Genomic DNA, 12790 nt, shown 5'->3' on the forward strand with positions numbered 1-12790 from the left:
ATGTTCCTTTCAACTCCTTCGGTCTTAATTCAAGTGTAATATAACACACCCATTTTCAAAACTCAACTTCGCCCAAGCGGGAAAGACAAGGGGATCAGTGAATGTTGACGATCCAGCGGACAGGCGTTTTTTTCTCCAGCAGATCGCTGGACAGCGTGATTTTCTCCGGAAGACTCGCATTCGGGATGAACAGCCAGATATGGGAACTGTAATTGCCCTGTTTGTCTTTGGTCACCTTGGCGTAGTCTTGGACCGCGCCGCCGGGACCGTTATTTTGCACATTAACTCCCCAATGGATGAAGTTCCGCTTAGTCTGCCCCTGATCGGTGTCAAGTTCGACGACGACTCCTTTGCCCGACAGGTAGGCTTCGCCCTCAGCCAATGGGATGGATAGAGGAGCCGTATCCGTCTTCTGCCAAACCTTGCCGACAGTAATCCGCATGCCTTGATACTCCGTCTTTACCGGATGGTCCTGAACATCGTCCGCCGCAAAAGAAAATTTAAAGTCCGCCGGTTCCCTCGAATACAGCCCGGTAAGCTCGAAACGAAGCTTCTTCGGGTCTCCAAACGGTAGAAACAGATCCTGCCGTATCCCGTTTATACCCGCTCCGGACTGATAGCTTTCGCTTACGTTTTTCTCGCCCTGCCTGAGCCCCGCGATCGGGGTTCCGTCCCAGGCTCCCAACACTTTTCCTTTCCCGTCGGTGATTTGATAGGCGATTCCTAGGAAGTTATCGGGGCCTTTCAATTCATAATAAACCGCGGCCGCGCTGGGACCCGATCGGATTTGATCCAGATGGAGCCGAATCCCCTCGGGCGCCGCAAAATCTTGGTTGATCGGCCATTGGCGCGCCATTGACTTGTAATTCGTAAAATCAACGGGGACATCGAGGTCCCAGTTGCCTTTCACGTCTCCGAGCCGGCGGACCTCGAAGTGCACGATAATCCGGTCGGGGATATCGGCGGCTCCGCCTGGGCCAGCCGACACCAAAGGATTATTGAACATCAGCTCAAGCACGCCGTTTGGCCCCTCGCTGCGGATGGTATAGCGAATGTTGATATCTCCGCCGGATTCATCGGTTGCATTGATTTTCGTGGTCCCAATTTCCCGGTTAGGGTCGGCGGGAAGGACTCCGTCTTCGACGGCAATGGCGTCAAGCGGCTGTCCGTTTTGCTCGAGGCCGTACATGATCGACAGGCGGAACGGATCGGCAATTACTTCCTTCGCCCGGAAGGTGATGCCTTGATCGGTAACGGCCGCGTCCGAAGGAACGGCAGCACCGTCCTCCGCCGCCTGCCGGGCGCCTTGATCGCCCTGGATCAGCTCAAAGAGAAAGTGAAATCCGCCCGCCAGCGCGGGAGATACGAGACTGCCAAGAGATAACAGCAGCGTCAAAGCTGCGGCAATTACGGCGGCTCTTTTGAAAAAACCTCCTTTCCGGAAAGCCTCCGCAATTCGTTTCCTGGGCTTCCTGCTTCGGGTTTCGATTTCCCGCATGACATTTTCCGTGAAGGAGACATCCGGCCCTATCGCTCCGAAAGCCAATTCATCCAAGAGGTCCTCTTGTTCCAGCCATTTATCGCGCTGCTTCCGGCAGTCCGGGCATTCAAGGATATGTTTTTCCGCTTCAATCCTCTGCTGCGGCTCCATTTCACCGTCGATATATCTCATCCATTGCTCAAAGGTTAAGCATTTCATCCAAATTTCCTCCTTCCCTGCCGCCGCGTACGGCCTCTTGAAGTTTCTGTCTGGCGCGGTAAAGGCGCGCCCGCACATTGTTTTCCGATAACCCCAGGATATCGCCGATTTCTTTGCAGCTTAGCTGCTGGTTATACCGGAGCAAAAATACGACGCGGTACGTTTCGGGTAACTGAAGCACCAGGTTTTGTACCATTTGCCGGCGTTCCTTTTGCAGCATGGCGTTCTCCGGGGTGTTGACGTAGGTGGGCTCGGCCAGCTCCAGAGGGAGAATTGCCGGTCTCCGCTTGCGTTTGCGAAGCGCGTCGATGCAATGATTGGTGGCAATCCGGTACAGCCAGGTCCAAAACCGGGATTCGCCCGTATAACGGTCCAGCTTGAAGTAAGCTTTTACGAATACCTCCTGGGTTAAATCCTGGGCATCCTGGCGGCTTCCGCTCATCCCGTACATATAACTGAAAAGCTTGTCCTTATATTTATCAACGAGGAAGCCGTAGCTTTGGGAATCGCCGCCCAAAACCCGCTTGATCGCATCCAGATCGTCCTGCATGTTCGAGGTTTCCTCCTATCCAAAAAGGTTCGCTGCGCAGCGACATCTTTTTGTCATTCCACCTACTTTAACGACATCCGGAAAGAAACGTTACAGCATGATCCACAAAAAGACAACGAGTTCTAAAGCAAAGGCATAAAAAACACTTGACTTAGAGCAAACTCGAGGTAGTAGTATGAGAATCGAAAACCAACTTAGGGTTAGAAGTGAACGGAAAGGGGTTATGAACATGAAAACAAGAAAACTCGGAAAAGCAAATTTGGAAGTTTCCGCGCTTGGACTAGGCTGTATGGGGATGTCGGAATTCTACAGCGGCCGCGATGAGCAGGAATCCATTCGGACTATTCACCGGGCGCTTGCGCTCGGCGTGACGCTGCTCGATACCGCGGATATGTACGGAGTCGGCCAAAATGAAGAGCTGGTCGGAAAAGCCATTGCCGGACAGCGGAACAAAGTCGTGCTGGCCACCAAATTCGGAAATGTGCGGGGGCCAAACGGCGAGCGTTTAGGAATTAACGGGCGGCCCGAGTATGTGAAAGCGGCTTGTGAAGCCAGCCTGCGGCGCCTGGGCGTGGATCATATCGATTTGTATTATCAGCATCGCGTCGATCCGGACACGCCGATCGAAGAGACCATCGGCGCTATGGCCGATCTGGTACGGGAGGGCAAGGTTCGTTATCTCGGCATGTCCGAGGCCTCGGCGGCCACCATCAGACGCGCAAACGCGGTGCATCCGATTACCGCCCTGCAAACCGAGTTCTCGCTTTGGAGCCGGGAAGTGGAGGATGAAATCCTGCCGACCTGCCGTGAGCTCGGCATCGGATTCGTTTCCTACAGCCCGCTGGGCAGAGGGTTTCTGACGGGTCAAATTACGAAATTCGAAGATCTTGCTGAAGACGATTTCCGCCGGTTTTTACCGCGCTTCCAAGGGGAGAACTTCAGCAAAAACCTTGAGCTGGTCGAGCACGTCAAATCGATCTCGGAACAAAAAGGCTGCAAGCCTTCGCAATTGGCGCTGGCTTGGCTGCTCGCACAAGGAGAAGACATCGTGCCGATTCCCGGGACCAAACGCGTGTCTTATTTGGAAGAAAACATCGGAGCCCTGAACGTGGAGTTGACGAACGATGAGCTCGCAGCCATCGACGAAATCGCCCCCAAAGGCATCGCTCTCGGAGACCGGTATGCTGCGGCGAGCATGAAGAGCTTGAACCTGTAAGCAGAGTCGGCTCCACAAGGACAGGAGAAATATAAGTGCTTTCGGTAATCCGGCGGATCGAACCGGAGATAACGGGAGTCATCTGTCGGCGGCATTTTCATAGCAAGGGCAGTTCTGACTATGTACTGACTAAGTGCTCCTGACTAAGTGCACTCGACTGAGGACAGTTGGCTAACGGCACCACATAAAATAGCGGCACGTTAGGGTCTTATTTTCCAGATTCCAGCGTATTTCTCATCAATAGAGGCATTTTTGGGTCTTATCTTGGAGCAAACGAAGCCCAATAAGACGGTTTTCCGGTGATTCGTGAAAATAGCGCCATTTTGGGCCTCTATTTCACGCAAAACGGGGAGTATTGCTCCAATAGCGTCCTTTTGTTCCTTTATATCTTATTTTCTTCTAACCGTCATGCAGCGAAACACCGCGCGTTGGAAGCTGCACGCGGTGCGACCAAAGCCTCTTCAGTACGATAAAAATTTATGAACAAGCTGTACTCTCAAAATAGAGGGGATAGCTTGTTTTAGTTTGTTCTGAATCACAAAAAAAGAAACCTCCCCCGACCAGGAGAAGTTTTCAAGTGACCGGAATACTCAGCTTCTATATAACGTCATTTCGATTCGTTAGAAGCTTAGGAGCTGGACAACAGATGCCCATTCGCTTGTTCGCTGCAGGTTCTGATCATTCTAGCTGCATACAAAATACTACATACCGTTTTTGGTCATAGTCCAAAAAAACGGTTTTGATTTTTTTATTCCGGATACTCTATGAAACTACCGGAGTCAAGAAGGGCATCCAGCGCAATCAGGCGCATGGAGGTCTCCGTGCCGGTTAACACATAGATGGAAGCGGCTTGACTGCTTTTAGCCGAAGAATCGCCGCCGGTCCATAGCTGGTAACCGTAAACCGGATAAGGAATAGAATAAGTGCGCTCCGGACCGGAGGCGGCGAGAACAAGCCGTTTGCTCGCTTCAAGCACCTTGATGAAATTGTCCGTCGAAACCGGGAGGGCTTTGCCCGTCATCCAGAGCAGGTTCTCGTACGGATCGAAGCTTCGGGATATTGCCGTGAGCGGGCCGGGCGTCAGAAGAGTTCCGCCGCTCCCCGCAGCCGACGGCGGCGGAAGATATCCCTCTGCTTGCCGCTCCCAGCTTATTTTGCTCTCCGGGAGCTGTTCGCCGGTAAGTGCATCGAGGAATCCCGGGGAAGCGGGGATGCCCGGCAGCGCAACCTTCCAGGCAGCGAGTGTGGGGCCTGCGTACAGCGGAACCGGACTAAGCTCCGGTTTAGGCCTCGAACCTGCCGAGCCCATAAGCCCGCTCAATCCGTATTCAAGCGTTGGTTTGGCGAACAAAGATCCGTCGCCTTTGCCGTATTCGACGAGTTTATACTCTCCGTTTCCCGTGGCGGATACGATGAGATAACCGAGCGGGGAAGCGTTGTGTTCATCTGTTTTGCCGCCATGGATCGTGATGAGCCAACTGCGCGTTCCGGGGCCAAGCGGTTCGATGGTCGTCACGCTCCCGGCCCAGGCGGAGAATTCGGGGGTAGCCGCGAGCCTCCCGATCGTGTCGTCGGCGAACTTCTGCAGTTCTTGGGGGGCCAAAGCCGCCGATTGGGCCATGTTCATGACGGCTCCGTTACCCAGCGCAAACACCCCCGGTTCGCGGGGCTGCAGTCCGGAGACGGGAAGCAAAATGCCGGTGCACAGCAAAATTTTTATAGCGACGGGCCAGACTTTAGGAGATTTCAAGGTTTTTCACCTGCCGTTTCCTTCGGTTTTAAGGCTTGTCCAAATTGTACCGGAGCTCGCTCGAAAAGGTTGTTGCAACCTGTCGCGCCGGATGGACGAAAGCCGCTTCTATTTTTGCGGTCTTTTAGCGAGAACGGTCAATTTGTGGTTACCTCGGCGAACGCAGATGAAAGATGCCGCACGCCAAGGCGGATACGACAATTCTCGGCTCATACTGCCAGCGTATTTCACTGCGCCGCGATTCGTATTGTTCGCGAACGGCCCGGGTGCGCTCTTCATCCTGGTCGTTCAGAAGATCCTTATAATACGCGTCGATGAGCGCCAATTCATCGTTTAAGCGCTCCCGCGCACCTTCCGCCCAGCCGTTGTCATAGGAGGCGAGCAGGCTGGATAGTTTTGCTTCAAGAGCATTTCGGCCGTCCGCCAGAGTAAATCTCGTTGGCTCGATGTGCACATTTTCGGGCAGGCGCGGCACGAGCGGAATGACGGACAGCTTTTCCAGAAAGGTCTCGTCGGTTTTCCCGGTCTTCAGGGAGAAGCCGAAAAAATGAAGTTCCTCGCGCTTCATGTCGCAGCAGAATTCCGCCTTGAAACAGATGCCGAGCCAAGGCTCGTAAGCGGCGGGAAAGAGAGTTGCCCGCTGCAGCAGGCCGGGATCCTCGTACAGGTTCACATAGCGGCCGCCGCGCCTCGCGGCGTCGAATATTTGCTTCAGCCGGGGACTGCCGAAGGCCAGCTCCTCGCGTTGTATCCGCCCCGGACCGAGGATCGGCAGGGGGCGGACAGCGCCAAAATAGCGGCCGAGCACGCTGTCTTCCTGTGGCTGGTTTGCTGCAGGTTGTTTGGCGGAAGCTTGTTTCTCCTCGGCCAGCCGGTGGCGTTCGGGATCAAAAATGAACGAAAACGACATGGTTTCGGGTTCAACGCCCGTCCGCTCAATAAACCCCCAATAATACGGACGGTTCGTCAAATCCTTGTCCGCCCGGGGAGAAAGCTTGACCGTGACGTGGTAAGGCGATTTTTCGATCACTTGGCATTCCGTGGTATCCAAATAGGTCATGACGTACTGCCGGATTTGTTCCTGGGTCATCGACATGGTTGTTCAGGCCGCCTCCTTATCCAAGCTGTTTTTCCGCGCTCCCGTTTTCGGCCGCGGAGGACTCCACATCCAGCTCCGTTTTGATCGCTTGGAACGTACGGCCCAGGGATTCAACCCTGTTGGCGATTTCTTCCTCGCTGCCGGATTCGAGCAGAATTTTGTAAATGCTCTTTTCCAAAGAATGCTGTTTCTCGAACCGTTCCAAAATGACGTCCAGCTGGCCGATCACCATCTCGAACATATTGATCTTTTCATGCAGCAGATTCAGGATATGCTCCTCAATGGTTCCCTTGGTGGATAAATTGAAAATTTGCACATCGTTTTGCTGCCCCAGCCGGTGGACGCGTCCGATCCGCTGCTCGACCCGCATCGGGTTCCACGGCAAATCGAAGTTGATCATCTGGTGGCAGAACTGCAGATTGATACCCTCGCCGCCCGCTTCGGTCGCCACCATAACCTGAGCCCGGCCGCGGAAAAGATCCATCATCCAGTCCTTTTTGCCGCGGTTCATTCCGCCACGGTAAGGGACGGCCGTCATGCCCCGGTCGCGCAAATATTTCAGCAGGTATTCCTGCGTTGCCCGGTATTCGGTAAATAAAATGACTTTGTCGTCCATTTGCCGGATGAGCTCCATCGCTTTTTCCGCTTTGCTGTTGGCCTGGATCAATTTGATCAAGCCGACAAGCTCCCAGATTTTGTCCCGGAGCGGAGAATCGGGCTCCAGCTTTTTGGATAAATTGACGAGCGTCACGAAAACGGCATCCCGGCTGCTGCACACCTCCCGCTGCAGCGTCACGAGAGACAGCATGCTGCTTAAATCGCCGCCGGCCGCTTTGTATTGGTCTTTGACAAACGCCGTGACTCCTTCGTATAATTGCTTCTCTTCCGGTGAAAGTTCGACGTCGATGTTGCGGACGATCCGTTTGGTGAATTCCAGCTCTCCTTCGATCCGCCGGTTGCGGATCATGACTTTGGAGAGTTCTTCTTTCAACTGCCCTTCGTTTTTGGGCTGCCGCTTATCCACGACGAAATTGGCGGCAAAATCGTTTTGCCCTCCAAGCTGACCCGGTTTGAGCAGGGAAATCAGGTTGAACAGTTCGTCGAGGTCGTTTTGCACGGGCGTCGCCGTCAGAAGCAGGCAGTATTTTTTGCGAAGCTGCAGCATGAGCTGGTAGTTGGTCGTTTTTTTGTTTTTCAGCTTGTGCGCTTCATCGACAATAATCATGTCGTATTCGTTGTCAAGCAGAATCGCTTTATGAGGATCGCGTTTGGCCGTGTCCATCGAGGCGACGACCACGTCGTTTTGCCACGAGTGCTCTTTTTTCTGGGCGATGGCGGGAATCCCGAATTTCTGGTTCAATTCCCGCACCCACTGAAGCACCAGCGAGGCGGGGACAAGGATAAGCACTTTACGGACGAGTCCGCGAACAATATATTCTTTTAAAATCAGTCCGGCTTCAATCGTTTTGCCAAGGCCCACTTCATCGGCAAGAATCGCGCGGCCGCGCATCTCGAACAGCACCTTCCGGGCGGTTTCGGTTTGATGCGGGAGCGGCTCCACGTTCTGCAAATGCTTCAGGCACTGCATTTCCTCGAAGCTTGTCACGAGCGAGGCGGTTTCGGCCTGGTAGGCGAGGTTGAACAGCTTCCAATCGTCCCATGGGCCGCCTTTGTCTCTCCGGGTTTCGAGCTCGCCATACCAGCTTCGGTCGAATTCGACCGGTACGGGGGCCGACAGGTCCGAATCTTCGATTGCGGTGCTTGGGGGATGCGGATTCATGATGCAAAACCTCCCTATATCTTCATCGAGCATTTGTTGTAGGTGTAGTATGGACGAAAAAGAGAAAGTTCATAACTTTGCAGACTTGAAGCTTTTTGAACCTTTGAACGAATCCAGATGTCTACAACCTGACAGATCTAACGAATCCTACAGCCGTTAATTTCGAATGTTGACCTTTAAAAAAACTCTAACGGATTCCAATAACCTTATTTTGCTCTTTTGCGGGCCTTTGCTGCCGAGCCGACCTGAATAACGGCATTTGGGTCCGTTAGATTCGCAGTTGTCCCTTTTTTCGCGAAATAAAGCTTCTACGATTCGTTAGCTCACGCGGTCCTCTGATTTGACATGGTTTCAAAGGTGGCGGAAGAGGCGAGAGGGCGAAGCGTGCGTGATTCACAGTTTCCGAGAAGGGGAATGGCCTGAAAGACTTCTGCTATGCGGAATAGCTGATGAATTGGAAAATTTTCACGGTGATTACATCGGAGAGGGGTGAAAAAAAGAGAGATTTGGAGCAAATGCGCGATCAACTAAGAGTGGTTCTTTTTTTAGGCTAAAATTTCAGTTTGTCCGACTGTCATAACGATATGTTGTATAGTATAATGGTATTCGCACACAATATATTGTGATTTGTACATATGAATGTAAAGTGTGCGATTGGCTTTATGGCGGAAATCGGCTCGTCCGAACACCGCAGAATCCCGTTGGATACGGCTTCCGGGTGCCGCAAAACACCGTTTTTTTGTGTTTTTTACTGGAAAGTGTTCATCCTAGGCTTATCTGACGATAGACCTGCCGGAATTATCATAACGGTATTCATATGCGTTTTACGGATTGACCGCATAAGCGGATGCTTACGAAGCAAGTTTTGTTTCGAAGATGATCGTAGCAGCAGACGCTCAACAAAACTTAGCCGATGCTTACGAAGTGAAGTTTTGTAATTAAGACTTAGCTGAGGAGCATCACTATTACAAAACTTATTAGGAGAGGTGTTTTCTTTGAAAACCGTGCAGAAGCAGCAGCGCCTTGAGGGGCTTAGCGAGAAAATCTTTTTGGACCGGTACGCCTGGAAAAATCCCGACCCAAGTCATGCCAAGGTCGGCGATGTCGTTCTGGTCTTGACGAAAGACGATCCGAAATTTCCAACGAAGGAAGTCGGCGAAATTGTCGCGCGCAACGGACGCAGCGTCACCGTACAGACGCGCCGGGGCGAACTGGTCGAATCCGATGTGGAGAAGCTGACGCTCAATATCGAGAAAACGCCTGAAGAAATGTGGGACCGGCTCGCGTCGGCTATGGCTTCGGTGGAAGCGACGCCGGAGCTGCAGAAAGAATGGGAAGATAAATTCCGCTACATTTTGGACGACTGGAAGCTTGTTCCCGGCGGCCGGATTGCGGCCGGGGCGGGAGCCAGCGAGGAATTGACCTTGTTTAACTGCTATGTCATTCCTTCGCCAAAAGACAGCCGCGGCGGCATCATGGAGACGCTGTCGGAAATGACCGAAATTATGGCACGCGGCGGCGGCGTAGGCATCAACCTCAGCTCGCTGCGTCCGCGCCGCGCGGTCGTCAAAGGCGTGAACGGCTCGTCGAGCGGCGCCGTTTCATGGGGCGGCTTGTTCAGCTATACGACCGGCCTTATCGAACAAGGCGGCAGCCGCCGGGGAGCCCTCATGCTGATGATGAACGACTGGCATCCGGACGTGCTTGATTTTATTACGGTTAAGCAAACGATGGGGGCAGTGACGAACGCGAACCTGTCGGTTTGCGTGAGCAACGCTTTTATGAAAGCCGTAAAAGAAGACCTCGATTGGGAGCTGGTTTTCCCGGATACCGCAGACGAGGATTATACCGAAGTGTGGGATGGAGACCTTGATAAGTGGAAGGCGGCCGGCCGCAAAGTGGTGCATTTCCGTACCGTGAAGGCGCGCGACATCTGGCATACGATCATCGAATCGGCCTGGAAATCGGCCGAACCGGGCGTCGTTTTTATGGAATACTACAATCAAATGTCCAACAGCTGGTATTTCAACCCGATCATCTGTACGAATCCGTGCGGTGAACAAGGTCTGCCGGGCTGGGGCGTGTGCAATCTGTCGGCGATGAACCTGTCCAAGTTCTATGACGAAGAGGCGAACGATGTCGCTTGGGAAGAGCTTGCGACAACAACGCGTTATTCCGTCCGTTTCCTGGACAATGTCATCAACACAACGCCATATCATTTTGAAGAAAACGAGAAAAACCAGAAGAAGGAGCGCCGTGTAGGCCTCGGAACAATGGGCCTGGCCGAGCTGATGATCAAGCTGAAAATCCGTTACGGCAGCCCGGAATCGCTGGAATTCCTCGATAAAATATACGGCTTCATCGCCAAGGAAGCTTATCTCGCCTCCGCCGGCATTGCGGAAGAAAAGGGCTCCTTCCCTGCGTTTGAAGCGGACAAATATTTGCAAAGCGGCTTCATGAAAGTGATGACGGAGGTTTATCCGGAAGTGGGCGAAGCGGTTCGCGAAAAAGGCATCCGTAACGTGACGATCATCACGCAGGCGCCGACCGGAAGCACGGGCACGATGGTTGGGACCTCCACGGGTATTGAGCCGTATTTCGCCTTCAAATATTACCGCCAAAGCCGGCTTGGCTTCGACGAGCAGTTCGTGCCGATCGCGCAGGATTGGATCGACGCGCATCCTGGCGAAGAACTGCCGGAGTACTTTGTTACCGCTATGAGCTTGTCGGCGGAGGACCACATCCGTGCGCAGGCGGCCATTCAGCGTTGGGTCGACAGCTCGATTTCCAAAACGGCCAACTGCCCGGCGGATTTCACCGTTGAAGACACGAAACGGCTGTATGAGCTGGCGTTTGACCTCGGCTGCAAAGGCGTAACGATCTACCGCGACGGTAGCCGCGACGTGCAAGTGCTGCAAACCGAGAAAAAAGAAGACAAGACGGAAGCGAACGCTTCCGAAACCGTTGATGCTCCCATGAACGAAACGGTGTCCGCATCGGGCGCTTCGGCTGCCGAGCAAGCAGCTTTGAACGGGTTTGACCAAAACCTCACTTCCGGCGTCGACGCCGAGAAGAAGAAGGTGTTCGACAACAAATATAAGAGACGTCCGCAAGTGCTGCACGGGGCAACCTATAAAATCAACACGCCGTTTGGCATGGCCTATATCACGATCAACGATCTGAACGGCATTCCGGGCGAAATCTTCCTGAACGTAGGAAAAGCGGGCTCCGACGTCTTTGCCATGGCGGAAGCGCTGGGCCGCGTCTGCTCCTTGTTCCTGCGGTACGGAGATCACGGCGAGAAGGTCGAACTTTTGATCAAGCACCTGAAGGGCATCGGCGGCTCCGGGGCCATCGGCTTCGGCCCGAACCGGGTCGAATCGATTGCCGACGCCGTGGCCAAAGCGCTCGAAACTCACGTGCAAAACGGCCCGTACGATGACCATGACCCGGCACCGGTGGCCGCAACGATAGCACAGCATGACGAGGCGACTCATGATTATGGCCATGATCACGGTCACGACCATGATGCGGCAACGGCATCGCACGGCAGTGCCGGCCATAACCACGGCAGCGCGCCGTTTACATCCCGCGACCTCTGCCCGTCCTGCGGCTCCGCTTCGCTGATCAACATCGAAGGCTGCAAAACCTGCAGCAACTGCGGGTATAGCAAGTGCAACTGAAGTGTTTAAGGCATAAGGATTGAAGTGCTACTTTGTGATTTTTTAACTCTAATGAAAATTTTTTCATATTCTTACACCTTGAGCACGGCAGATTAATTATTTTAATATGCCGTGTTCTTTTTTTAATCCACAATCTTGTTGTTAGATTTTACGCATGTTCAAGCTATAAGAATGCCCATATCCATTGAAACGGTTTATAATAGGAAAAAAGATTTCATCGATCTAGAAGAGGTGAGGGAGACAGCTAATATATGCGATTAATTTATTTGAATCATCGATCTTTTAAAGTGAAAAATCACAACATATTATGGAGGAGTAACGGACATGCAAACTTCATTTGGGCACATGGCAATTCTTGTACGCGATATCGAGGCGTCGGCGGAATATTATGCTGATCATTTCGGATTTAAGGAGTTGTTCCGGATGACGGATGACAATGGGGATGCCAGCCTCATCGCCGTTCAGATCAAGGACAGACAGTTTTTGGAGCTGATGAGAGCGGGAACGGAGGATTTTCCGGTGGGAGAGGTTCAGACGGGCTTCCTGCATATTTGCTTTGAAACAGAGGACGTAGAAGCATTGTACGGCAGCTTGACGGCAAGAGGAACTTATACGGACGGGGCGCCTAGAAAGGGGCAATCCGGCAGCAAGTTCTTTTTTACCCGCGATCTGGAAGGCAACAGCATTGAATTTGTGCAAATTTTACCCGACTCCCTGCAAGATCAGGCTTTTCGGAAATTAGCCGATGCTGCCTCCGGCATGAAATAAGAAGATCGTCATACCAATAACTGTACATAAAGGCCCTGCTCATACAGACCGACGCGCATGATTTCGCCTTTTTCTATTATTCTTTATAGAAGGAGGAGAATAATAATGGCTGCTTGATTAATTCATCCAAAACTCTATTATGATGAGAATTTAAGCGGCTTCGGCGGATTTTGCGCATGAAGTTCATCTGCAGGGAGCGTAATCATGAGAATGTAATTCCTTCCCATTCATTCGGTTCTTCAGCC

Annotated in this window: 8 protein-coding genes; 3 read left to right on the forward strand and 5 right to left on the reverse strand. The window is 52.7% G+C overall.

Annotated features, from left to right (window positions below; translation table 11 throughout):
• Positions 1 to 94: 94 nt before the first annotated feature.
• Together ACI48K_RS06205 and ACI48K_RS06210 are read right to left on the reverse strand one after the other, a co-directional pair.
• Positions 95 to 1699 (reverse strand): DUF4179 domain-containing protein, encoded by a 1605-nt coding sequence (locus ACI48K_RS06205; RefSeq protein ID WP_475026686.1) that lies wholly within the window; start codon positions 1697 to 1699, stop codon positions 95 to 97.
• Positions 1680 to 2249: an RNA polymerase sigma factor gene (locus tag ACI48K_RS06210; protein WP_475026687.1), complete on the reverse strand. Its 570-nt coding sequence runs from the start codon at positions 2247 to 2249 to the stop codon at positions 1680 to 1682. The genes ACI48K_RS06205 and ACI48K_RS06210 overlap by 20 nt, the downstream gene beginning before the upstream one ends.
• 229 nt (positions 2250 to 2478) lie before the next feature.
• On the opposite strand from ACI48K_RS06210, the gene ACI48K_RS06215 reads away from it, so the two are divergent.
• Positions 2479 to 3465: an aldo/keto reductase gene (locus ACI48K_RS06215; RefSeq protein WP_475026688.1), complete on the forward strand. Its 987-nt coding sequence runs from the start codon at positions 2479 to 2481 to the stop codon at positions 3463 to 3465.
• Positions 3466 to 4213: 748 nt separating this feature from the next.
• On the opposite strand, the gene ACI48K_RS06220 is transcribed toward ACI48K_RS06215, so the two are convergent.
• From ACI48K_RS06220 to ACI48K_RS06230, 3 genes are all read right to left on the reverse strand, one after another.
• Complete coding sequence (locus ACI48K_RS06220; RefSeq protein ID WP_475026689.1) at positions 4214 to 5215, reverse strand: hypothetical protein; 1002 nt, start codon at positions 5213 to 5215, stop codon at positions 4214 to 4216.
• Between the two features lie 148 nt (positions 5216 to 5363).
• Positions 5364 to 6311 carry a YqhG family protein gene (locus ACI48K_RS06225; RefSeq protein ID WP_475026690.1) on the reverse strand — a complete coding sequence of 316 codons (948 nt, stop codon included), beginning with the start codon at positions 6309 to 6311 and terminating at the stop codon, positions 5364 to 5366.
• A gap of 19 nt (positions 6312 to 6330) precedes the next feature.
• Positions 6331 to 8094, reverse strand: coding sequence for a DEAD/DEAH box helicase (locus ACI48K_RS06230; RefSeq protein WP_475026692.1), 1764 nt, complete (start codon positions 8092 to 8094; stop codon positions 6331 to 6333).
• 995 nt (positions 8095 to 9089) lie between these two features.
• Here ACI48K_RS06230 and ACI48K_RS06235 point away from each other — a divergent pair.
• The gene (locus ACI48K_RS06235) at positions 9090 to 11777 is read left to right on the forward strand and encodes an adenosylcobalamin-dependent ribonucleoside-diphosphate reductase (RefSeq protein WP_475026694.1); all 2688 of its coding nucleotides are present in this window, start codon (positions 9090 to 9092) and stop codon (positions 11775 to 11777) included.
• A gap of 324 nt (positions 11778 to 12101) precedes the next feature.
• Positions 12102 to 12545: a VOC family protein gene (locus ACI48K_RS06240; protein WP_475026696.1), complete on the forward strand. Its 444-nt coding sequence runs from the start codon at positions 12102 to 12104 to the stop codon at positions 12543 to 12545.
• Positions 12546 to 12790 lie beyond the last annotated feature (245 nt).

Source organism: Paenibacillus terrisolis (assembly GCF_056171975.1).